Source organism: Roseovarius autotrophicus, assembly GCF_018069895.1.
Taxonomy (GTDB): Bacteria; Pseudomonadota; Alphaproteobacteria; order Rhodobacterales; family Rhodobacteraceae; genus Roseovarius; species Roseovarius autotrophicus.
In genome coordinates this window covers 163,765-186,259 of record NZ_JAGQDH010000006.1, presented here as the reverse complement: position 1 = coordinate 186,259, position 22,495 = coordinate 163,765, and the positions used below count along the sequence as shown (strand labels likewise).

18 protein-coding genes are annotated in these 22,495 nt (G+C 63.1%); 9 read left to right on the top strand and 9 right to left on the bottom strand.

Annotation, left to right across the window (positions count from 1 at the left end; genetic code table 11):
• Positions 1–294 precede the first annotated feature (294 nt).
• The 9 genes from KAK09_RS09560 (at position 295) to KAK09_RS09520 (ending at position 11,625) form a co-directional block, all read left to right on the top strand.
• Positions 295–2,313: a CocE/NonD family hydrolase gene (locus KAK09_RS09560; protein WP_210878711.1), complete on the top strand. Its 2,019-nt coding sequence runs from the start codon at positions 295–297 to the stop codon at positions 2,311–2,313.
• Between the two features lie 121 nt (positions 2,314–2,434).
• A complete protein-coding gene (locus tag KAK09_RS09555) occupies positions 2,435–3,259 on the top strand; it encodes a helix-turn-helix domain-containing protein (protein WP_210878710.1) in 825 nt (274 codons plus the stop codon).
• 130 nt (positions 3,260–3,389) lie between these two features.
• Positions 3,390–4,967 (top strand): ABC transporter substrate-binding protein, encoded by a 1,578-nt coding sequence (locus tag KAK09_RS09550; protein ID WP_210878709.1) that lies wholly within the window; start codon positions 3,390–3,392, stop codon positions 4,965–4,967.
• Between the two features lie 64 nt (positions 4,968–5,031).
• A complete protein-coding gene (locus tag KAK09_RS09545; protein ID WP_210878708.1) occupies positions 5,032–5,976 on the top strand; it encodes an ABC transporter permease in 945 nt (314 codons plus the stop codon).
• Positions 5,973–6,821 carry an ABC transporter permease gene (locus tag KAK09_RS09540; RefSeq protein ID WP_210878707.1) on the top strand — a complete coding sequence of 283 codons (849 nt, stop codon included), beginning with the start codon at positions 5,973–5,975 and terminating at the stop codon, positions 6,819–6,821. The genes KAK09_RS09545 and KAK09_RS09540 overlap by 4 nt, the downstream gene beginning before the upstream one ends.
• 56 nt (positions 6,822–6,877) lie before the next feature.
• Positions 6,878–7,789: an ABC transporter ATP-binding protein gene (locus KAK09_RS09535; protein ID WP_247651144.1), complete on the top strand. Its 912-nt coding sequence runs from the start codon at positions 6,878–6,880 to the stop codon at positions 7,787–7,789.
• Positions 7,786–8,778: an oligopeptide/dipeptide ABC transporter ATP-binding protein gene (locus KAK09_RS09530; protein WP_210878706.1), complete on the top strand. Its 993-nt coding sequence runs from the start codon at positions 7,786–7,788 to the stop codon at positions 8,776–8,778. The genes KAK09_RS09535 and KAK09_RS09530 overlap by 4 nt, the downstream gene beginning before the upstream one ends.
• Entirely contained in the window at positions 8,775–10,202 is a 1,428-nt protein-coding gene (locus KAK09_RS09525; protein WP_210878705.1) for a C69 family dipeptidase, read from the top strand. The genes KAK09_RS09530 and KAK09_RS09525 overlap by 4 nt, the downstream gene beginning before the upstream one ends.
• A 262-nt stretch (positions 10,203–10,464) precedes the next feature.
• A complete protein-coding gene (locus tag KAK09_RS09520; RefSeq protein ID WP_210878704.1) occupies positions 10,465–11,625 on the top strand; it encodes a TIGR03862 family flavoprotein in 1,161 nt (386 codons plus the stop codon).
• Positions 11,626–12,476: 851 nt separating this feature from the next.
• Here the strand turns inward: KAK09_RS09520 and KAK09_RS09515 are convergent.
• The 9 genes from KAK09_RS09515 to KAK09_RS09475 form a co-directional block, all read right to left on the bottom strand.
• Complete coding sequence (locus KAK09_RS09515; protein WP_210878703.1) at positions 12,477–13,421, bottom strand: acetamidase/formamidase family protein; 945 nt, start codon at positions 13,419–13,421, stop codon at positions 12,477–12,479.
• Between the two features lie 26 nt (positions 13,422–13,447).
• Positions 13,448–14,200 (bottom strand): DUF1028 domain-containing protein, encoded by a 753-nt coding sequence (locus KAK09_RS09510; protein WP_210878702.1) that lies wholly within the window; start codon positions 14,198–14,200, stop codon positions 13,448–13,450.
• 3 nt (positions 14,201–14,203) lie between these two features.
• Complete coding sequence (locus KAK09_RS09505; RefSeq protein WP_210878701.1) at positions 14,204–15,991, bottom strand: gamma-glutamyltransferase family protein; 1,788 nt, start codon at positions 15,989–15,991, stop codon at positions 14,204–14,206.
• A gap of 22 nt (positions 15,992–16,013) precedes the next feature.
• A complete protein-coding gene (locus KAK09_RS09500) occupies positions 16,014–16,874 on the bottom strand; it encodes an ABC transporter permease (protein ID WP_210878700.1) in 861 nt (286 codons plus the stop codon).
• The gene (locus KAK09_RS09495; protein WP_210878699.1) at positions 16,871–17,818 is read right to left on the bottom strand and encodes an ABC transporter permease; all 948 of its coding nucleotides are present in this window, start codon (positions 17,816–17,818) and stop codon (positions 16,871–16,873) included. The genes KAK09_RS09500 and KAK09_RS09495 overlap by 4 nt, the downstream gene beginning before the upstream one ends.
• A 93-nt stretch (positions 17,819–17,911) precedes the next feature.
• Entirely contained in the window at positions 17,912–19,417 is a 1,506-nt protein-coding gene (locus KAK09_RS09490) for an ABC transporter substrate-binding protein (RefSeq protein ID WP_210878698.1), read from the bottom strand.
• Positions 19,414–20,499, bottom strand: coding sequence for an ABC transporter ATP-binding protein (locus tag KAK09_RS09485; RefSeq protein WP_210878697.1), 1,086 nt, complete (start codon positions 20,497–20,499; stop codon positions 19,414–19,416). The genes KAK09_RS09490 and KAK09_RS09485 overlap by 4 nt, the downstream gene beginning before the upstream one ends.
• On the bottom strand, positions 20,496–21,500 hold the full coding sequence (locus KAK09_RS09480; RefSeq protein WP_210878696.1) for an ABC transporter ATP-binding protein: 1,005 nt from the start codon (positions 21,498–21,500) through the stop codon (positions 20,496–20,498). Before KAK09_RS09480 ends, KAK09_RS09485 begins: the two co-directional genes overlap by 4 nt.
• Positions 21,490–22,191: a FadR/GntR family transcriptional regulator gene (locus KAK09_RS09475; RefSeq protein WP_210878695.1), complete on the bottom strand. Its 702-nt coding sequence runs from the start codon at positions 22,189–22,191 to the stop codon at positions 21,490–21,492. Before KAK09_RS09475 ends, KAK09_RS09480 begins: the two co-directional genes overlap by 11 nt.
• Positions 22,192–22,495 lie beyond the last annotated feature (304 nt).

The window sequence follows — 22,495 nt, the reverse complement described above, 5'->3', positions numbered from 1 at the left end:
GCGAACCCGCACCGGTTCTTGACTGCCGACCTGCGGCTTCCGCCTGTTCCTTTTCAGACAGAGGTGGCTCTAGGAATCTGAACAGCCGGGATAAGTGGATTTTCCGTAAGCGCGACGGCGTCATCCTATGCGGCGAGGGCTGACGGCTGATTGGGTAATCCCCCCGAAATTAAGGGGCTGCATCCCCCTTGACGTCTTCTTGCGTCAGGTACAGCGCCGGTGGCGCAATTGCCTAAGCCCGGTTGCTGGTGTCCATTGCGCTTTACATGGCACAATCAGACTGGAGCACGCCCGATGGATACCAAGACCAAACCGGTTCTCCCGGGCGGTGATGATATAGTGATCCTTGATCCTGTCTGGATTCCAATGGCTGATGGCGTAAAGCTGGCCGCCCGCATCTGGCTACCAGCCGATGCATTGCGGAGACCGGTCCCGGTTATCCTGGAATACCTGCCCTATCGTCGCCGCGACGGCACCTTGGCCCGCGATGAACTGACCCATGCCTGGCTGGCGCGCAACGGCTATGGCGGTGTGCGCGTCGATATTCGCGGCAACGGCGATTCCGAAGGTTTCATGGAGGATGAATACAGTGACACTGAACTGGCTGACGGGGTGCAGGTGATCGACTGGCTGTCGCGTCAGAGCTGGTGTTCGGGCGCGGTCGGCATGATCGGAATTTCCTGGGGTGGCTTCAACGGCTTGCAGATTGCACAATTGGCCCCTCCCGCGCTCAAGGCCGCCGTGACGATCTGTTTCACCGACGACCGCTATGCGGATGACATCCATTACATGGGCGGCTGTCTGCTGACCGAGAACATGGGCTGGTCATCGCAGATGCTGGCCTATTCCTCACGCCCACCAGATCCGGAGGTTGTGGGCGAAGACTGGCGCGCGATATGGCGGGCACGGTTGGAGCGTCAGCCTCTGCTGCTGGAGACTTGGCTCGCACATCAACGGCGCGACGATTACTGGCGCCGCGCCTCTGTCTGCGAGGATTTTGACAGCGTCAAGGCCGCAATCCTTGCGGTGGGCGGATGGGCTGATGCATATTCCAACGCCGTGCCGCGTACGGTCGCAGGGCTGTCGGCAATGACCAAGGGGATCGTTGGCCCCTGGGCCCATAAATATCCTAACGTGGCTTGGCCGGATCCCGCAATCGGCTTTCTGACCGAATGCAAGCGCTGGTTTGATCGCTGGCTAAAGGATGAACCGACCGGTGTGGAAGAAGACCCGGATCTGCGTCTCTACCTGATGGACTCGGACCTGCCCGCACGCCGGATGGGCGTGCGTAGCGGTCGTTGGGTGGCCGAGCCGGTCTGGCCATCTCCCCGTATCCATGATCGCCGCTTTTACCTGTCCAGCAAGGGACTTGGTGATGTGGCCGGAGACGTCCCCCTCAGCGTGACCAGCCCTGCAACCCTTGGCATCACAGGACAACGGTTCTGCCCCGGCATGCGCAGTTTCGAAGAACTGGCTGCGGATCAGCGTGCCGACGACGATGCCTGCCTGTCGCTTGACAGTTCGCCAATGGTGGAAGGGATCGACATCGTCGGTGCACCCAAGCTGGGTTTGAGACTGACACCGGACCAGTCGGCCGGGTTCGTCGTGGCGCGGCTATGCGATCTGCGACCGGATGGAAGCATCGCGCTCATCACCCTTGGCGCATTGAACCTGACGCATCGCGACGGGCACGATAAGGTGACCCCGATGCGTCCCGGCGACATCATTGAAGTCGAGTTTGCTCTCAATGACATCGCCTATCATTTGCCTACAGGCCATCGGTTGCGGCTGGCTATCTCGACCGCCTATTGGCCGATGCTTTGGCCTTCGGCTTCCCCGCTTGCGCTGAAGATCGAACCGGAGGGCAGCGCGCTTGACTTGCCACTTCGACCCGCCATCGACGAGCCCGCACCGACATTTGGCGCTCCAGAACAGACCCGTGAAGGCCGCGCCGAGGAACGCCGAGCCGAGGGGTTCACACGAGAAGACACCGTGCTACAAGACGGCACCCATCGTCTTCAACTGATCACCGATGGCGGCGCTCGGCGCGAAGTCAGCACCGGGATGGAAGTAGCCAAGACCATCACCGAAACATGGGACATTCACCCAGACGATCCGCTATCGGCCCGCACGGAGGCATCGTGGTTGTTTGAGGTCGGGCGCGACGACTGGCAGACTCATACCGAGACCTGGACCGAGATGACCTGCGACGCCACTCAGTTTTATGTTAAAGCAGGGCTGAAGGCTTACGAAGGCAACGAACTGTTCTTTGAAAAAACTTGGGCGTTCTCGATCATGCGCGACGGGGTCTGAGTGTAAAGCAGGGGAGAAACTTGCGCAGAGTGACGCTGATATTGCAGGAGACTGCATCGGCTGACGCGAAACGATGCGCATTGCGCTTGGCTTAGGGGTCGCTAGGCGTTAATCTTTTATAATGCAGCCCAGTTTCGCCCGTAATCTGCGTCTTCTATGCAGCTATTCGAACTCAATCTCCGAGGCATGCCGCGCCATAGGGATCAACCGTCAACAGTTCACGAAATACCTCAACGGTACCGCGCGCCCGTCTGCGAGCAACATGCGCCGAATTTGCGATCATTTCGGGGTGGAAGACGAAGAGTTGCTGCTTCCGCATGGACAATTCGCCGAAATCGTCTCGCTCCGACCACGGGCGCGGCACCTCATCCGCGCCCTCGGACCAGCCGCCGGCCATATCGACGCGATGTTCACGAACTCGGCTACAAGCTTGCAGCCCTATTGCGGGTACTACCATTATTACTACCACACCCCCAGTCGTCCCGGCATGATCCGCCGCTCTCTCTTGCGTATAAGCTGTTATAAAGACGTATTTTATAGCCGTTTGACAGAACGTCTCCAGCCAGAGGAAAGCCCGCTCGGCCGGTCGCATTTCGTTCGTTATGTCGGCGTCACGGTAATGCTGGGCGGACGGATATTCATCGTTGATCACAACGCACGTCTGCTGCGCTCGCTGTCACAGACCGTCTTGTTTCCAAGCACGACGGATGACATCGAATTTCTGACCGGCATGACGCTCGGCGTGCAGGGTCGCAGCGCCAGAGCACCTTTTGCAGCAGCTGTCTTTCTCGAGTATCTCGGCCCGCAGACCAACAAACGTGCGGCGCTGCGCCTGACCGGGATATTCGATCCGGACAGTCCGGCCCTGCCACGCTACGTGTCTCGCATGCTCGCCGCAAGCGGTCAGGGCCAACAGATGATGACGGCGTTAGAACTGCCCGTCTGACGCAATCTGACGCTCATATCGCGCCAGAACCATACATGCGAGATGTCACTGCGCAATTGCCCGAAGGGGGCCGGTTGCTCAGGCTGTTGCGATAAGAAACATCATAAAAATTTGTGCAGGGAGCACTGAAATGACCGACCATCGCCTTTCGCGCCTCTTCCCCACGCTTGACCGTCGGCAGTTGCTGGCCGGTGCCGTGGGCCTGTCGGCGGCCTCAGCACTACCGATTACCGCTTGGGCCCAAGGGACCACGCTCAACGTCCGCTCCTACCTGGAGCCCGAGGATTACGACCCGCTCGACGCATCGGGATTTCTCGAGGAAATGCTCTACGGCTGCATCTATCGAAAACTGATCCAGTACGTGCCCGGCGATGAATGGGCCTGGCAGAACGATCTGGCGGAAACCATCAAACAGAGCAGTCCGACCACGATCACCTTCACTCTGAAACCCGGTCAGATGTGGTCAGATGGCTATGGTGAGATTACCGCCGAAGATGTGAAATTCTCGATGGAACGCCACATGGTCGAAGAGAACAACTCTCGCATCAAACCCGACCTCGGCCCGTTCACGCATGTCGAAGTGACCGACAGCCATTCCGGCATCATCCACATGGAGCGGCCTTTTGCACCGATTTGGTCCATAGCGCTGCCCTATCTGGCCGGTACGATACTCTGCAAGCGCGCCACCGAAGAGGCTGGCGGCAAGATCACGACTGCGGTTCCGCCCACAGTTTCCGGCCCCTATCGTGTCAGCGAACATCGCCTTGGCGAGCGTTGGGTGCTGGAACGCAACCCGGATTATTCCGGCGCCGCACCGGATTTCGACCGGGTGGACATTATCGCAATTGTCGATGAATCCGCCGCCGAGATCGCCAAGGAAGCCGGCGATGTGGATTTCACCGCCATCGGCCCCGGCTCTGTCCAGCGCCTCCAAGAGAACCCGCCAGCCAATTCGCAACTGACCCTGCACCCGGCGCTCAGCTATACTTGGGTCGGGCTGAATCTGAACAATCCGAAATTCGAGGATATCCGCGTGCGTCAGGCGATCATGCACGCCATCGACGTGCCATCGATCATGCAGGCCGCCTATTTCGACGTGGCCGAACCCTCCACCGGCATCATCGCACCGGGGCTCATCGGTCATCGCGAGAAAACGCTGATCCCGCAGCAAGCCGATTTCGCGCGCGCCCGCGCGCTGCTGGACGAGGCCGGGATTGATCGGCTGGCGATCAAGATCGACGTTCTCAACAACGTCACTGCAACGACGAGCGCTCAGGTCATGCAGGCCATGATGACCAACGCGGGAATTGATCTTGAGATTTCAGTCCATGAATCCGGATCGTTCTGGAGCCTTGGTGTCGCCGCCGACGGTGAACGCTGGCGCGATCTTGAACTGACGTTCAAGCGGTTCTCGATGACACCTGATCCATACTACGCCACGGCCTGGTTCGTGACCAATCAGATCGGCGACTGGAACTGGGAACAGTTCTCAAATGAGGAGTTCGACAGGTTGCACGAAGAGGCGCTTTCTGAGACTGACAACGAAAAACGGGACGCGATGTATCGTCGAATGCAGGATCTTATGGAAGAATCCGGGGCCTACCGCTTTATTACACATGAGGTCACTGCGAACCTTTATGCTGACACGATCACGCCTGCGACCCGCCCGGACGGCCTGCCGATGGTGCAATTCTTTCGACGCGCGTGACTCCTGAAACCGACAACCGGTGCGGATTGACCTGTCCGCGCCGGTCCAATGGGGCATGACTCGCATGTTGACCTACACCCTCCAGCGCGTCGCCTTGGCTTTGGCCATCGTATTTGTCGCCATCTCGGCTCTGTTTACGATCATGGTAACTCTGCCGGGAGACCCTACAACGGTTCTCCTGGGGCCGCGCGCCACACCAGAGATCAGGGCCGAGTTTCGCCTGCAGATGGGGCTGGACAACCCGATCTATGTTCAGCTTGCTGATTTCTGGGGCAGGGTTCTGGCCGGGGATCTGGGAACTGATTACTACCGTAACCGACCTGTCGCCGTGGCGGTGTTCAGCGCTCTGCCACACACAACGGCTCTGGTATTTGGGGCAATTTTCTGGTCGGCCTCACTGGGTATCGTGTTGGGCGCCTTTTCCGCGGACAATCGTAACAGCCTGCTTGACAGGGTGACGGGCGTGCTCTCGGTGGCCTTTATTGCGGCCCCATCCTTTGTCGTGGCTCTCTATGCGCTCCTTTTGTTTTCGGTCACGCTACGCTGGTTTCCGACCATCGGCGCAGGCGAGCCAGGCGATATCGGCAGCCGCCTCTATCATCTGATCCTGCCATCTCTGGCGATCGGGCTGGCTTGGGTCGGGTATGTCGCCCGCATCGTGCGCGCCTCGATGCTGGAAACCCTGAGCGAAAGCTACATCCGCACCGCCCGCGCCTTTGGCCTGCCTCGTCGGGTGGTGATCTACAACTATGCCCTGCGCGTGGCGATCCTTCCGGCTGTGCAGGTACTGGGCGTCGGCATCGGCGGCATGCTCTCGGCCGCAGTCTTTGCCGAGATCGTCTTTTCACGACCCGGAATCGGATCGTTGATCTATGACAGCGTGTCGGGCCGAAACTATCCGGTCGTGATGGGCTCGATGCTCGTCGCAATCGGGTTCTTCGTCACCTGCGCCCTGATCGCCGATCTGATCAATGCCGCGCTCGATCCCCGGCACCGGACCAAGTCATGACGCACTTTCGCTATACCCTTCTTGGTCGGCTTCTGGCGGACCCGATGGCGGTCGTGGCAATCGTCATTATCAGCGGGTTGGTGCTGGCGGCGATCTTTGCCGATGTGATAGCACCGCACGACTTTCGCGCGATGAACATGGCGGACCGGTTCGCGCCCCCGTCATGGCACTATTGGCTGGGCACCGACAATCTGGGCCGGGATACGTTCTCACGACTGCTTCAGGGTGGCCGTATCGCCCTTTATGTGGCGATGACTGCGGTCAGCATATCGGCGCTGATCGGGCTGGTTCTCGGGATGCTGGCCGGGTTTGGTCCGCGTTGGCTTGATAATACCCTCCTGTTCTTCTTCGACACACTGCGCGCCTATCCGACGATCATCCTTGCCTTGGCGCTCGCGGCCCTGCTGCCGCGGGGCCTGTCAACGGTGATCATCGTAGTGGTTGTCACGTCATTCTCTGAATATGGCCGGGTCGTGCGCACCCAGACCCTTTCGTTGAAGAATGCTGAATTCATTCTGGCCGAGCGCGCGATGGGCGCATCATTCGGCCGGATCGTTTTTCACCATATCCTGCCTAACGTACTGGGACCGTTCTTCATCCTTGCCGCGATGAATCTGCCCGTCGTCATCACCATCGAGGCAGGAATGAGCTTTCTCGGTATCGGGGTCCCACCCGGCACGCCTAGCTGGGGCGCAACCCTCAAGGACGGCTTCGACTTCATCCGCACCACTCCGTGGATTATCCTGTCGGGTGGTCTGCCGCTGATCCTCGTGACGCTCGGCTTCACCTTTCTCGGAGAGGCGCTGCGCGATCAACTGGACCCCAAGCTGAGGAAGGGCAGATGACTAAAACGCTTGAAGTTGAGCGGCTTTCAGTGACCTATGCTACCCGCGAGGGCGGGTTGCAGGCGCTGCGCGAGGTGTCGCTTGAAGTGCCGGCCGGGCAGATTGTGGGTATTGTCGGGGAATCGGGCTGCGGTAAGTCCACGTTGATCGGCGCGCTCCTGCATCTGCTCCCAGAGAATGCAACGCGCACCGGAGGTTCGATCCGGCTTGCCGACGAGGAAATCGCCACGGCCTCGCCGCGTCGGCTGCGCGACCTGCGCGGACAAGATATGTCGGTGGTGTTCCAGGACCCGATGACATCCCTCAATCCGGTCATCAGCATCGGCCGGCAGATGCGCGACATCCAGTATCGCGACAGGATCGGTCATGCCGAAAAGAATGATCGTGCTGCGGCGATGCTGGCTCGTGTCGGTATGCCCGATCCCAAGGGTAAACTTTCTGCCTATCCGCATGAACTGTCCGGCGGCATGCGGCAGCGCGTGGCCATCGCGATGGCAGCGATGATGATGCCAAAGCTGCTGATCGCGGATGAGCCGACAACGGCGCTGGATGCGACGCTGGAAATCCAGATCATCGAACTGCTCAAGGAGATCCAGAAAGAGATCGGCTGCGCGATCCTCTTCATCTCGCACCATCTCGGCGTTATCGCCGAACTGTGCGATCGCGTGGTGGTCATGTACGCGGGAGAGGTCGTCGAAGAAGGCGCGGTTGAAGAGGTCTTTCTGCGTCCGGCCCATCCCTACACGCAGAAACTGATCGAATGCGATCCCGGGCGGCTGAAACGCAAGGTAGCGTCGCTGCCATCGATCCCAGGAAGCCTGCCCGATCTTACCAACCCGCCCGCGGGCTGCATCTTTCGGGCGCGCTGTCCCTACGCCACCGATATCTGCATCGAACGCCCGCCGCGCGTCACCCTGACGCCCCCGCACTGGGCCGCTTGCCACCATGCGCAAGAGGTGCATGGATGAATACGCCAATCCTGTCCTTGAGGGACGTGACCGTCGAATTCCCCGGCGTGAGCGGCCTGAGGGCGCTTTTCACACCTTCCGGCCAGCGTCGGGTGCAGGCCGTGGCCGGTGTCTCGCTAGATGTTGCAGCAGGCGAAACGCTGGCTATCGTCGGCGAATCCGGGTCGGGCAAGACGACTTTGGCGCGCGCGATCAACGGGCTGGTTCCGTTGGCGGCTGGTGAGGTTTGGTTCGACGGAACCCCGCTGCATGATCGATCCGACTGGCGCGAAGTACGCCGCCGTGTGGCGATGATGTTTCAGGATCCCGTCGGCTCGCTGTCACCGCGCAAGACTGTACGCGATCTTCTGCTTGAACCCTTTGCCATCCACGGCATGCCGAGCAACGGGCGCGAGGAAACTGCGCTGCGGTTGTTGCAGGACGCGGGCCTCGGCGCCGATTTCCTTAACCGCTATCCGCATGAGCTTTCAGGCGGGCAGGCCCGCCGGGTGGGCGTTGCGCGGGCTCTGGCACTTGGCCCGACGCTGGTTCTGGCGGATGAGCCGACCGCCGGGCTCGACGTCTCGATCCAGGGCGAGATCCTGAACCTCCTGAATGGGATAAAGGTTTCGCATGGGTTGACCACGGTGATCATTACCCACAACCTTAACATCCTTAGACATATCGCAGACCGTGTTGCGGTGATGTATCTGGGGCGGATCGTGGAACTGGGGCCGGTCGAGGATATCCTTACCTCCCCCGTTCATCCCTATACCCAGGCCCTGATGGCGGCAAACCCCGAACCCGATCCCACTGCGCGGCGCAAGCGTCTTGCGCTCAGAGGCGAAACCCCCGCGCTTAACGACCGTCCGTCGGGCTGCGAGTTTCATTCGCGTTGCCCGATGGCGCGTCCCGATTGCGCTGTGCGCGCACCGGAGCTTGCGCCATCACGGACCGGTGGCATCGTTTCGTGCCACTATCCCTTGCCTGCAATCTCCGAGGTATCATGAGTTACGGCATCTACATCGGCGGCAACCACACCGCCGACGGCATCGCCTATCTGGCGGGCTATGGTGACGAACCCTCCAGCCATTGGCTGGAGTTGGTTCCAAGACAGCACCATATGCTCGATACCACTATTACGGTCGGCGTCTCACCGACATCCAATCTGCCCGGGCAGCGGTCGCAAATCCCGCAGGTGACCGAGACATTCCGCCATGTGCGTGTCAGCTATAGCCACTACCTCGGTGTGCCTGCTCCCATCACCAACGGTGGTCTCAACGAGCACGGTGTTGCGGTGCGCGATGTCTGGTCAACATCCCGAGCCGAACTTGTGGTGATGACCCCGGCGGATCAAGCCGGCCCGAATTACTCCGACCTTGCCCGTATCGTGCTGGAGCGTGCCCGCACCGCGCGCGAGGGGGTAGACATCATAGCCAGCTTGATCGCCGAACACGGCTATAGCTGCTATGGTGGCAATTCCCACATCATCGCCGACCCGGACGAAGCCTGGGTGGTGATCGAGTTTTCCGGCGGCAAGGGACTCTGGGTCGCGGAACGTCTGGGGCCTGACAGCATTCGCGCCTCGCGCCCCGGCCATATCGGCGTGATCCCGGATCAGCCCGATGCGGATTTCCTGTTTCCTGCCCATTTCATCTCAACGGCTGTGGACCTTGGTTGGTATGATCCCGCAAATGGCCCCTTCGACGTGAACCGCGTCTATGGCGACGGCAAGGGTCGTTGGGAAGGTGTCGCCTGGGTGGAGGCCGAAATGCGCACCCGCGCAGCGCAGGCCGACAAGATTACTCTTGCCGATGTGTTCTGGTCGATCTCGACTGAGAAGCTGACCGGGGATACCGCAGGCTACGGTCAGGTTGTCCCGCTGATGCACCCGTCACATGACGCGCTTCGGGTGATGTGGCACGCGCCGGTGGGGCCGGTGACCGCACCACTGGTGCCGGTGTTCATTGGAATGACCGATCTGCCACCCGAGTATGCGGCGCACCGCTACCTGACCGAGGGAGAATCGGCAAGGTTTCTCGATTCCCGTCATGCCGAACGCGATCCCGACTCGGTTTCACATGTCCCGCAGGGCGTCGAAGTGACCCGGTCCGCCTTTCAGATCTTCAAGCGTCTGATGCACCTCGCGTTCCAGGCACAGGAGCCAATCCTCGCGGAGGTCTGGGATCACTGGCGCCGCGTCGAGTCGCAGCTTGCGGCAGACCTCCCTGACGTCCTGCGCAGTGCCGAGGTGCTTTTGGACGCGGGGGAACCCCGCTTGGCCGCAAGGCTATTGACCGATTTCAGCACTACCCGGCTTTTATCGGTTCTAACCGAGGCCGAAGCCTTGGGGGATGCTGTCGAGATGCGGCTTCGGAGGGCTGCGCGCCTGAACATGACGCACAACCCTATCAAGCCAGAGCAGATCTGGTAGGATCGTCCAGAGGTAGTCCTGCTTTTTCAACCACAATGCAGCCAAGTTAAGGTGGATCAGGGTTTCGGATCACCCGGAGATTACGCCGCCTTCAAATTTCCACCAACTTCGCGACACGATCGCCGCCGGTCCGCCGCCTCGTTTCCGACTGCTGCAGCCCGTGTGATCGGGTCCGGGTCGGGTTTCTCTTGATCCTTGGCGCGCCTCCGGGCAGGAGGAGGAAACCGTCAGGGAGGCGCATGAGTTGGGCAGGCAAAGAGACTTGAGCGAGGCTCTTGTCATCGGGGGCGGGCCCGCGGGGTTGATGGCGGCAGAGGCGATGGCCGTTGCGGGGGTGCGCGTAACGGTAGCGGAGGGAAAGCCCTCGGTGGGGCGCAAGTTGCTGATGGCCGGAAAATCGGGCCTGAACCTGACCAAGGACGAACCTTTCGAGACATTTCTGGCTGCCTATGGCAACCGCGCCGGGGCACTGCGGCCGATGCTCGCGGCGTTCGGGCCCGATCAGGTGCGGGCCTGGGTCGAGGGGCTGGGCCAGCCGCTGTTCACCGGCACGACCGGGCGGGTGTTTCCGCGCGCGATGAAAGCGTCGCCGCTTCTGCGCGCCTGGCTGGCGCGGCTCGAAGGGCTGGAAGTCAAGATCCGCACGCGCTGGCGCTGGACAGGGTGGGACGGGGGCGCGGTGCTTTTTGACACGCCGGAGGGTGCCCGCACCCTGACCCCGGCGGTCACCGTTCTTGCCTGCGGCGGCGCGAGTTGGGCACGGCTTGGATCGGACGGGGCGTGGACTGCGCATATCGGGCAGGAGGTCGCGCCCTTTCGCCCTGCCAACATGGGGTTCGATGTGGCCTGGTCGCCGCATATGGCGTCGCATCTGGGCAAGCCGGTCAAGGGTGTGGCCTTGCGGGCGGGCGGCACTGTCTCGCGGGGAGAGTTCGTGATCTCGGCCACCGGGGTCGAGGGCGGCGGTATCTACGAGGTCAGCGCTGCGCTGCGTGACGGCGCGTCGCTCGTGCTTGACCTCATGCCCGATCTTGCCGCCGATCAGATCTCTGCTCGCCTTGCCCGTGCGCGCCCTGGCGACAGCCTGATGAACCGGCTGCGCAAGGCGCTGCGCCTTGACCCGGTCAAGGTGGCGCTGGTGATGGAATTCGCCCGCAGCGCGCCCGATCTTGCCACCGCTCTCAAGGCGCTGCCCGTGCCCCTTGCCGATTCGCGTCCGATGGATCAGGCGATTTCCACCGCCGGGGGGCTGCGGTTCGAAACACTTGATGATGCGCTGATGCTGCGCGCCCGCCCCGGCACGTTTGCCGCCGGCGAGATGCTTGACTGGGAGGCGCCGACCGGCGGCTATCTCTTGACTGCCTGCCTTGCCACCGGGTTTTGGGCCGGTCGCCATGCGGCGGATCGGGTGATCCGGTGCTGAGGTCTCGATCGCGGCCTGTCGTCTCGCCACCCGCTATCGTGGATGAAAGAACCGAAGCTCTGCGACCCAAGCCGACCTGTCCAGCGGAGATCTGGTATCTTATTCGCTGCGCGGGAAATGAGAGGCGCCACGCTTGCGTGTTCCCGCCGAGGGCCTGGCCCGCAGACCGCGCCTTGCAGCGCTGCCGGGTCATTCCGCCGCAGCGATGGATCTGTGCGATGTGCCACGGATTTTGCATCTACTGTCAGAGGTTCTGCCGCCGGCGGCTGTTGGCGGTCACTCTCCTGCGCTGCTCAAGTGAACGCCGATCCCCCAAACCCCGAAAGAGACTCGCTGGATGGGATACCGCGCGTCTCCTGACGCGCCTCTCGATGCCGGGTCCGGGGTCTGGATCCGGAGTCCTGCCGAGACGGCCGAAGGTGCCCTCGGGCGGGAAACCGTCTGCTCTGCGCACGATGCGGAACTCGCTTGCCAGTATCGCTAGCGGCGCCTTCTTGCGTGGGCCGGACATTCCTCCCAGTTCATTACAGCTTGAACCCCAAGTAAACCCCGCTTGCGCCCCCACCGAGGTGATGTCAGCCTAGCCCACGATCGTTAAGCCGCCGCAGCCAATCGGCGTTGATGATGTGACCGTCGGCGGGCCGGATCGAATGCGGTCATCTGCGCGAAGATATCATCGATCTGGAAGCCTGTTACTCCGATCCGTTGAGGCTGGATGCGGTGGGGCGGATGGGGGCTATGGCTACAGCGTGACGCGCGATCTGTTCGATCAGCCGGCCCCCGCACCGGAAGCCGTTTGCTCTGCAAGGAAGGCGCGCCGGGACGCGGACAGGGCAGGCGGCTGACGGAACTCAGCCGTCGTGGGGCGACGGTTGCAACAGCGCCTTGCGCATCATCATATGCACGCCCTTTTCACGGTTGACGGTCTGGGTGATCCGCAAGTCGCCCGCCAGTGAGCAGAGCATGTAAGCCTCGGCTCGGGTAATGCCCGCGCGGGCCGAGACCCGCGCAATCATCCGGCGCAAGGCGATCTCCACGCAGGTATCAAGGTCGGGATGCATGCCCATGGTGATCAGGTGGGTGGGGGTCTCGGCCTCGGGATAGTCGATATCCAGATCTCGCCGGAGTGTCAGGCGAAACCTGCCCTGCAGGGCGGTTTCGATCGCGGTGACGCAGACCTCGCCATCGCCCTGCGCGCCGTGGCCGTCGCCGCAGGAGAACAGTGCGCCGTCCACCAGCACCGGCAGGTAGAGCGTGCTGCCCGCGACCAGTTCCTTGTTGTCAAGGTTTCCGCCATGCGCGCGCGGCTCGATGGTGGAGATGCGCCCCCATGCGCGCGGCGGTGCCACCGCCATGACGCCAAAGAACGGGGCCAACGGCAACGTCAGGCCCCAGGGCAACAGGGCGGTGTTGGTCGTGGCATCGAGCGTGGTGGTCATCTGATGCGTTTCGGGAAAATCCTGCGGCAGCGTCCCGGCCAGCGGGCGGATGAACGTATATCCCCAGTCCTGTCGAAGCTTTACATCCAGAATCTCGATTTGTAGCACATCGCCGGGCCGCGCGCCCTTTACCGCGACCGGTCCGGTCAGGATATGGCCCGGCATGACGGGCGCACCGCCGGCGTGGAGGGCCAGCAGTTCGGGCGGGACATGAAACCCCGCGCCCGGCAGCACATTCGGCCCGCCCGAGACCGTGTCGATCGTGATCTCGTCACCGCTGGCAATCGTGGCGACGGGGGGCAGGGTCGCGTCAAAATAGCCCCAGTGGCAGGTTTCTGGTCCGGCGGTTACATGCATGAGTTGTCCCTTGCGTGTGGCGTCTGTCAGTCCTTGTTAACCATATGGGAGGCGCTGGAACGGCCCGCTGCGATCCTTTCAGCCTCCAGCCTTGCGATGGTGGCGTCGATCTCGCGCCGGTCGATCATGCCATGGGGGTTTTCCCGTGTTGGCATGGTTTCGACCACATGCAGGAACCGCTCCTGCGCAACGGCATAGAGGCGGCGCAACTCGGACAAGGGATCGGCGTGATCATCGGCGCGGATATCGAGCCAAGCATAATCCTGATCACGATAGATCACCAGGCAGGCCGACTGACGGCCGCGCTTGTCGCCGCCTGCATCCTCGCCAGCCTGCATCGCGATCAACAGACGCTCGGCCAGGGGTTTGTCCATCGCATCCCTGTAGGCGGTCAGCGTGTCGGCAATCACCGCCGGACCTTCCAGCATATTACCCGCGACCGAGACACCTTCGGCCACCAGATGGCCGCACCAGTCCACGCAATCGTCCCCGGTAAAGGCCGCGTTGCGTCCGGCCGCGTCGATCAGGTGAACCTGACGGTTGCGATGCCCGTCATCGCGTGCGGTCAGGATCGGCAGGATCGCATCGGGCGGCGCGCCGGCCTTCATCAGGCGCAGGGCGTCAGGCCCGTAGGTCGGGTTGACGAAGGCCTGCGTGGCCACGGCGCCGACCCGACCGCACAGGAAGGGCACGGCATGGCCCACGGCGAAAAACCGGCTGGCGACGGCTACACCCAGATGGCCGGATGCCGGATCACGGGCAACGATGGAATAGGTCATGTCTCAGCGTCCCACGGCATAGGCCTGCATCAGGCGGGGGGTGGCGGCGGCGCGCAACAGGCCGTCGGGATCGCGCCGCGCGGCGGTCATGCGTCCGATGCTCCAGGGGTCGGCCTCGGTGATCTTGTGGCCGCGCGCGCGCAGATCGTCGAGAACATCGGCGCCAAAGCTCCGCTCGGCCATGATCATCCCCGGCTCGCGCGAGCGGGGGTAGAAACTGGAGGGGAAATGCGTCGAATGAAACAGCGGTGCGTCGATGGCCTGCTGAAGGTTCATCTTGTGATGCACATAGCGCAGGAAAAACACCAGTTGCCACTGGTCCTGTTGATCGCCGCCCGGCGTGCCGAAAGACAGTTGCGGCAGGCCGTCATGCAGCGCCAGCGAGGGGGTCAGCGTGGTGCGCGGTCGCTTGCCTGGCGCAAGCGAGGTCGGCAGCCCCGGCTCCAGCCAGAACATCTGTGCGCGGGAGTTCAGGCAGAACCCCAGCCCCGGGATCGTCGGCGAGGATTGCAGCCACCCCCCCGACGGCGTGACCGAGACCATGTTGCCCTCATTGTCGATGACGTCGATATGGACGGTGTCGCCCTTCTTTTCCGACAGGTGCGCCATCGTCGGCTCATACACCGCCTGGTCGGTCCGGCTGAGCGCATCCAGAAGCGCCATGGTCCGGTTTACCTGCCCCTCGAATCCCGGCACGTGACCGGGGCGCAGATCCATACTGGCGCGATCGGTGATCAACCGGCGGCGTGCGGTGTTATAGTCATCCGACAGAAGCGCCTTCAGCGGCACATCCGCGAAATCGGGATCGCCGTAATAGACCTCACGGTCGGCATAGGCGAGTTTCTTGGCCTCGACCACGTGATGGATGAAATCCGCGCCCAGCGGGTCCATCGCGCTTAGATCGACACCCTTGAGCAGCGCCAGCGCCTGAAGGAACACCGGGCCTTGCGTCCAGGGTCCGCATTTCGCCACCGTCCAGCCGTGGTAGTCGTAGGTGAGCGGTTCTTCGACATGGGCGGCGTAGCCGGCCAGATCATCCGCCGCAAGCACGCCCCGGTGACGCTGGCCCGAGGCGTCCATCACCTCGGCCTGCGCCAGGTAATCGGTGATCCGTTCGGCGACGAAACCGCGGTAAAAGGCGTCGCGGGCGGCGTCGATCTGTGCCTCACGGCCCTGTTTCGCCTCGGCCTCAGTCAGAAGGCGCGTCCAGGTCGCCGCCAGCGCGGGGTTGGTGAGATTGCCCCAGGGCTGGGGCGCCGTGCCGCCGGGCAGCCATGTTTCGTGCGATGTCGGCCACTCGGTGCGAAAGAAATCGTTCAGTTCCGCAATGGTCTCGGCCACGCGCGGCAGCACCGGATGGCCCTTTTCCGCGTAGAAGATCGCGGGTTCCAGAACCGCGCGCAGCGGCAGCGTGCCATAGTCCCGCAGCATCAGCATCCAGCCATCCCAGGCGCCGGGAATGACCGTGGCTAGCAGACCGTCACCCGGAATGACCTGCATCCCTTGGGCCTTGTAATGCGCAATCGTCGCCCCCGCAGGCGCGGGCCCCTGGGCGCAGATCACCTCGACCTTGCCACGGCGGGCGCTGTAGACGATGGCCGGCATGTCGCCGCCGGGGCCGTTCAGATGCGGTTCGAGCACCTGGAGCACCAGACCGGTGGCCACGGCGGCGTCAAAGGCGTTGCCACCCTGTTCGAGGATTTTCATCCCGACCGCCGAGGCGATCCAGTGGGTCGAGGTGACGACCCCGAAGCGGCCCAGAATTTCGGGTCGCGTGGTAAATGCAGACATGTGGTTCCTCCGATCAGGTCAGTCAGTGTTCGCGCGGGTCCAGCGCATCGCGCAACCCGTCGCCCAGAAGGTTGAAGCCCATGACCACCAGAAAGATACCGGCGCCGGGCCAGATCGCCATCCAGGGCGCTTGGGACAGAAAATTCTTGGCCGTGTTCAGCATCGAGCCCCAGCTGGGCGCCGGCGGTTGCTGCCCCAATCCGAGAAATGACAGTGCGGCCTCGGCGATGATGGCGGTGGCGATGGTCAGCGTGGCCTGCACAAGGATCGGTGGAAAGACATTCGGCAGGATGTAGCGGGTCATGATCGGGACATGCCCCAGACCGATGGCGCGCGCGCCTTCGACGTAATCCTCGGTCTTGACCGACAGGACCTGCCCCCGGGTCAGCCGGATGAAGATAGGCACCGCCGACAGGCCAATGGCGATCATCGCATTGGTCAGTGACGGGCCGAGAAACGCCGCCAGCGCGATGGCCATGATCAGGAAGGGCATTGCCAGAAGCGCCTCGGTCACGCGGCTGATGATGCTGTCGGTCCAGCCGCCGAAATAGCCCGCGATCAGGCCGAAGGGGACGCCGATGGCGACCGCGATCAGAACCGAGACGACACCGGCCAAGAGCGAGGCCCGCGCCCCCCAGATCATCCGCGCCAGAACATCGCGGCCCAACTCGTCCGTGCCCATCCATGCGGCGACCGACGGCGGTTTGCGGATCGCGCCCCAGTCGGTGCCCGTGGGGTCCGCGATCGGCAGGACCGGGGCCAGCAGCGCCAATGCGATGAAGACGATCACCACCGTGGCACCGACGAGCGCGCTCTTGTTGCGGCTGAGCTTGCCCCAGATGCGGCTGGTGGCGCGGGGCTGCGGATCGGTCAGGGCGCTCATTGCGCGGTCCTCAGCCTTGGGTTCAGCAGCATATAGAGCACGTCGGCAATCAGGTTCATCACGATAAAGCCCACCGCCGTGCACAGAACCACGCCCTGCACCACGGCATAGTCGCGGTTGAACACCGCATCGACGATCAGCTTGCCAAAACCTGGAATGGTAAAGATCTGTTCGGTCAGCACCGCCCCTGCCAGCAATTCACCAAACAGCAGAGCCGTCAGGGTCACCACCGGCAGGACGGCGTTGCGAAACGCGTGTTTCATCACGACGACCCGGCCCCGCAACCCCTTGGCGCGCGCCGTGCGCACGTAATCGGCCTGCAACACGCCCAGCATGGCTGAACGCGTGTGCCGCATCAGCGTGGCCGCCAGCGCCGTGCCCAGCACGAAGGCCGGCATGATCATTGTGGTCAGCGATTTCTTCAGATCGACGAACGGGCTTTCATAGCCCGAGGCCGGCAGCCAGCCCAGGTTGACCGATACCAGCAGGATCAGCATGAGCCCCAGCCAGAAATTCGGGATCGACAGGCCCGACAGCGCCACCAGATTGGCCAGCCAGTCCACCCATGTTCCCTTGCGCACCGCCGACAGGATGCCGGCGGGAATGCCAATGAAAAGCGCAAACAGCATCGACATCACCGCCAGCTGGATCGTCACCGGCAGTTTGGAGGCGATGAGGCTCAGCACCGGTTCATTGGTGCGCAGTGACACCCCCAGATCCCCGCGCAGCACGCCACCCGCCCAGTAAAGGTACTGCATCATGATCGGGTCGTTCATCCGGTATTTTTCGCGCAGCAGGGCAATCACCTCGGGGTCACGATCCTCGCCGGCCATGACGAGGATCGGATCGCCGGGCAGCAGTTTCTGCAAGGCGAAGACGAACATCGACACCAGGATCAGCGTCGGAATTGCGATCAGGATACGGCGCAGGATGAACAACAGCATCGGGGCGGTCCGTCTGTTCGGGAGATGGCCGGTTCGGCGGGATGCGGGGCCGCGACCGGCCCCGCGCTTCTTGCGACATGTGCGACGCTGGCCTTATTGCATCGTCACGCCGGCCAGACGGATCATGCCGTCCGGGTAAGCGGTGAAGCCCTGCACCTTGTTCGACATCGCCCAGAGCCAGGTCTGGTGATACAGGTAGATGATCGGCATCTCGTCACGCAGGATGACGTTGGCCGCGTCATACTTGGCCTTGCGATCCGCCGGGTCGTTGGAGAGGCGGGCCTCGTTCAACAGCGCGTCCACCTCGGCCGAGCAGAACTTGCTGTCATTCAGGCCGCCCTGACAGGTCATGAAGGCGTGGATATTGCCGTCGGGATCCGTGCGGCCCGACCAGCCGACCTGCGAGCCGTCGAAATTGCCTGCGGTCTGTTCCTGAAGAAGCGTTGCAAACTCGGTGGCGCGGATCGAGATGTCGATACCCGCCTCGGCCGCCATGGCCTGCACCACCTGCATCAGTTGCAGTTGTACCGGGTTGTTGGCGGCCTGCACCTCGATGCTGATGCCGTCAAGCCCCGCCTCGGCCAGCAGCGCCTTGGCGGCGTCCACATCGCGTGGCGGCACCGGGTTGGACTGGTCATACCAGGGCGAGGTCGGCGCGAATGGCTGGTTGCCGGCGGTGTAGGTGCCTTCGAACACAACCTGATTGATCACCTCGCGGTCGATGGCCAGTGACAGGGCCTGCCGCACGCGCTTGTCCTGACCCAGAGGCCCCTCGGAGCGCGCGCCATTGGCCACGTTGATGGTGATGCCCTGATAGCCAAGGCTGGTTTCAGCGGCGAAGGCCAGGTTGGCGTCGGCCCGCACGGCCGGGGCGTCCGACGGCGCCAGACGTTCCAGCATGTCCAGATCGCCCGAGCGCAGATTTGCGAGGCGCACGGTCGTATCCGGGATCGGCAGGAAGATCAGCCGGTCGAAACTGTAGCTGTCGGCGTTGTAGTGCCCGGCGAATTTCTCCAGCACGATGCGGTCCTGCTGGATCCGCTCGACGAATTTGTAAGGCCCCGAGCAGACCGGATCATTCGCCAGCTCCAGCCCCTTTTCGGCGGCGGCGGTGGGCGACAGCATCATGCCCGCCCGATCCGACAACTGCGCGATCAGCGTCGCATCGGGCGACGCGAGGGAGAAGGTCACCTCGTGCGGGCCGGTGGCGGTCGCGCTTTCGACCGAGGCCAGTTCCGATTTGCGTCGGCTTTCGGCAAGGGTTTTCGAGCGGTCGATATTGGCGACCACGGCTTTGGCGTCGAAAGGCGTGCCGTCATGGAACACCACATCGTCGCGCAATTGCATGATCAGGGTCAGCCCGTCGTCGGACCATGCCCAGGCGGTGGCCAGTTCCGGCACGAATTCCAGTGCGGGCGTGATGTTCACCAACTTGTCGCAGAGCGATTCAAACACGATGCGGCCCACGAATGTGCGCGCCTGATCTGTGTCCAGCGCGTCGGGGTCTTCCTGAAGGCCGATGCGCAGATCGGCGGCAAAGGCCGATGTGGTCATCGCAACCGACGCCAAAAGCACGGTTGAAAGCTTGGCTGTTTTCATTGGGTCGTCTCCTTGCCGGTGGGTGAAGTGGTCTGGCTTGCCGCGCGGAACAGTTCGAACCGGGCGGCGGCGGCGGGGCTGCGGGTGCCCGTTCTGCCCAGCGGCAGATCGGGGCGGGGCAGGGTGGCGTGATGGTGGCAGGCGACCTGATGCGCCGCGCCGAGCAGCGCGGGCCGGGTGCTGCGGCACAGGTCGGTCGCATGGGGGCAACGGGTGTGGAACTTGCATCCCGCGGGTGGATCGGCGGGCGAGGGGATATCGCCGCCAAGATGCGCGCGCACGGGCCGCGCACCCGGCATCGGCACCGGAATGGCTGCCAGCAGAGCCTGTGTGTAGGGGTGGCGGGGCGTGGTGAACAGGGCTTCGGTCCCGGCCTGCTCGACCACTTCGCCCAGATACATCACGGCGATGCGGTCGCTCATGTGGCGGATCACGGCAAGATCATGGGCGATGATCACCAGCGTCAGGCCGAATTCCTGCTTGAGATCCTCCAGCAGGTTCACGATCTGCGCCTGAACCGAGACATCCAGCGCCGAGACGGGTTCATCCCCAATCAGAAGCTTCGGACCCGAGGCCAGCGCCCGCGCGATCGAGATGCGCTGCCGCTGGCCGCCGGAAAACTCATGCGGATAGCGATCCGACATGTCCGGCCGCAGCCCCACCCGCGCCATCAGATCCGCCACCCGGGCGCGGCGCGCGGCGGATGACAGGGTGGTATGCACGCGCAGCGGTTCCGCAATGATAGAGGCCACGCTCATGCGCGGGTTCAGCGACGAAAACGGGTCCTGAAAGATGAATTGCAGTTCTGATCGCAGCGCCCGCATCCGCGCCGCACCGAGCGCCGTCAGATCTTGCCCGTCATAGACGACGCGGCCCGCGCTGGGTTCGATCAGGCGCAGCAAGAGCCGCGCCAGCGTGGATTTCCCGCAACCGGATTCCCCGACAATGGCAAAGGTTTCGCCGCGCCGGACCTGTAGCGACACACCGTTGACGGCGTGGATTGTGGTCGCCCGCGCCAGCAGGCCGCCGCCTTGCCGGAAGCGGCGCTGCAGATCGTGGGTCTCCAGAATGAAATCGCTCATTGCGCCGCCACGATCTGATCGAGCGGCGCGCGAAGGCAGGCGACTGACTGGCCTGCCCGGTCCGCAACCAATGTCGGTCGCTTCATCGAACAGTCGGGGATCGCCAATGGGCAACGGGTCGCAAAGCGGCAGCCTGCAGGCATCGCCTCGGGCGCGGGCACCGCGCCGGGGATCGTCAGCAGCCGCCCCTGCCGCCCCGCAATCGCAGGCATCGAGCCCATCAGGCCCAGCGTGTAGCAATGCTGCGGCTCTTCGAAGATCCGGCCCACCGGGCCGCTTTCGACCACGCGCCCGGCATACATGACCGCCACGTCATCGGCGATTTCCGCCACCACGCCCAGATCATGGGTGATCATCAAAAGCGCCGCTCCGGTGTCGTCCTGCAATTCGCGCATCAGGTCGAGGATCTGCGCCTGGATCGTCACATCCAGCGCCGTTGTCGGCTCATCCGCGATCAGCACCTCTGGATCGTTGACCAGCGCCATGGCGATCATCACCCGCTGGCGCATACCGCCCGACATCTGGTGCGGGTAATCGTCCAGCCGGGTTTCGGCGGCGGGCATGCGCACCTTGCGAAACATCTGCAACGCGCGGTCGCGGGCCTCGGCCCGTGAACAGCGCTTGTGACGCCGCACCGCCTCTGCCACCTGATGGCCGACGGTGAAGGCCGGGTTGAGGCTGGTCATCGGTTCCTGAAAGATCATCGCCATGCGATTGCCGCGCAGATCCTCTATCGCGCGTTCGGGCAGGTCCAGAAGATCCGTCCCGTTGAACCGCACCGTGCCTTGCGTGATCGTCGCCGCGCGTTTCGGCAATAGGCCCATGATCGCCAGCGAGGTCACGGATTTTCCGCAGCCCGACTCGCCCACCAGGCACAGTGTCTTGCCGCGCGCGATTGAAAAACTGACGCTGTCGATCAGATCCAGCGCCTGCCCGCGAAAGCGGATCGACAGATCGCGCACCTCCAGTGTGCTGTCGGGCTGGAGGGGGTCAGGAGGCATCCTCAAGCTCCTCCAGCGAAGTCAGGCGCAGGATGCTGTCATGCAGCGTCATCAGATGGGCGCGCATCGCCTCGCCGGCGCGGACCGGGTCATGCGCGGCGATGGCGGCCAGCAATGCGCGGTGCTGACGCGTCGTTTGCGCAAGATTGGCCCGGCTGCGCGCACGTTCGCGCAAGGCCCGCCAGGCGTCATCGTGGCGCGCGCGGTCCATCGAGTCGAAGATCATTAGAAAGAACCGGTTTCCCGCCGCACGGGCGATCTCCCGGTGAAAGGCGGAATCCCACAGCTCGCGTCCGTCGGCGTCGTGGGTGTCTTCCAGCCGGGTCAACGCATCTTCCATGCGCGCTATATCGGCGGCCGAGGCGCGCAGAGCGGCCAGTTGTGCCAGTTGCGGCTCCAGCCGCAGGCGGACTTCCATGATTTCGGAAAAATTGGCCTCCAACGCAGGGCTGCCCGACAGGGTATCGGGGCGCGGTCCGGCGAATGTCCCGGCACCCTGTCGCCGCCAGACCAGTCCTTCGGCCTCCAGCACCTCCAGCGCGCGCCGCACCGAGCGGCGGCTGATCCGCAGTGAGCCGGCCAACTGACGCTCGGTCGGCAGGCGATTGTCGCCGGTGGCCGGGATGTCGCGCAGCATGGCGCGCAGCCGCTCCAGCGCAAGCGAGGAATTGTCGCGTTCGGGATCGGTCATGAGGAACCTTTGCGAACCAATCGTCAATAGGTTCATCATGGGCAATTCTCCGCCCCGCGCAACAGGAATCTGCACCCCGCTAGTCCCGCCGCCTTCTGATCGTTGGCGCTATGAGCGTGATCCGCTGGGTGATCCGTAAAGGCGGCAGTGAAAACCACTTGGTGCACTTATTTCGCTCAAGGCGTTAAGCGAGCCTGCGATATTCACTTTAAGCGTCGGTGGTTTCGATCGCAATTAGGACGCGGGTCTCGCCTTTCGCACAGATCCTGATAAAGTTGACCTTGTTAGTCGCACTTTCGAGGCC

Bases quoted from the DNA above. Each gene is read 5' to 3' on its own strand.
- KAK09_RS09550 (WP_210878709.1), top strand. From the start codon at position 3,390: ATGACCGACCATCGCCTTTCGCGCCTCTTCCCCACGCTTGACCGTCGG.
- KAK09_RS09525 (WP_210878705.1), top strand. From the start codon at position 8,775: ATGAGTTACGGCATCTACATCGGCGGCAACCACACCGCCGACGGCATC.
- KAK09_RS09560 (WP_210878711.1), top strand. From the start codon at position 295: ATGGATACCAAGACCAAACCGGTTCTCCCGGGCGGTGATGATATAGTG.
- KAK09_RS09545 (WP_210878708.1), top strand. From the start codon at position 5,032: ATGTTGACCTACACCCTCCAGCGCGTCGCCTTGGCTTTGGCCATCGTA.
- KAK09_RS09510 (WP_210878702.1), bottom strand. From the start codon at position 14,200: ATGACCTATTCCATCGTTGCCCGTGATCCGGCATCCGGCCATCTGGGT.
- KAK09_RS09495 (WP_210878699.1), bottom strand. From the start codon at position 17,818: ATGCTGTTGTTCATCCTGCGCCGTATCCTGATCGCAATTCCGACGCTG.
- KAK09_RS09485 (WP_210878697.1), bottom strand. From the start codon at position 20,499: ATGAGCGATTTCATTCTGGAGACCCACGATCTGCAGCGCCGCTTCCGG.
- KAK09_RS09505 (WP_210878701.1), bottom strand. From the start codon at position 15,991: ATGTCTGCATTTACCACGCGACCCGAAATTCTGGGCCGCTTCGGGGTC.
- KAK09_RS09490 (WP_210878698.1), bottom strand. From the start codon at position 19,417: ATGAAAACAGCCAAGCTTTCAACCGTGCTTTTGGCGTCGGTTGCGATG.
- KAK09_RS09555 (WP_210878710.1), top strand. From the start codon at position 2,435: ATGCAGCCCAGTTTCGCCCGTAATCTGCGTCTTCTATGCAGCTATTCG.
- KAK09_RS09530 (WP_210878706.1), top strand. From the start codon at position 7,786: ATGAATACGCCAATCCTGTCCTTGAGGGACGTGACCGTCGAATTCCCC.
- KAK09_RS09500 (WP_210878700.1), bottom strand. From the start codon at position 16,874: ATGAGCGCCCTGACCGATCCGCAGCCCCGCGCCACCAGCCGCATCTGG.
- KAK09_RS09475 (WP_210878695.1), bottom strand. From the start codon at position 22,191: ATGACCGATCCCGAACGCGACAATTCCTCGCTTGCGCTGGAGCGGCTG.
- KAK09_RS09480 (WP_210878696.1), bottom strand. From the start codon at position 21,500: ATGCCTCCTGACCCCCTCCAGCCCGACAGCACACTGGAGGTGCGCGAT.
- KAK09_RS09515 (WP_210878703.1), bottom strand. From the start codon at position 13,421: ATGCATGTAACCGCCGGACCAGAAACCTGCCACTGGGGCTATTTTGAC.
- KAK09_RS09540 (WP_210878707.1), top strand. From the start codon at position 5,973: ATGACGCACTTTCGCTATACCCTTCTTGGTCGGCTTCTGGCGGACCCG.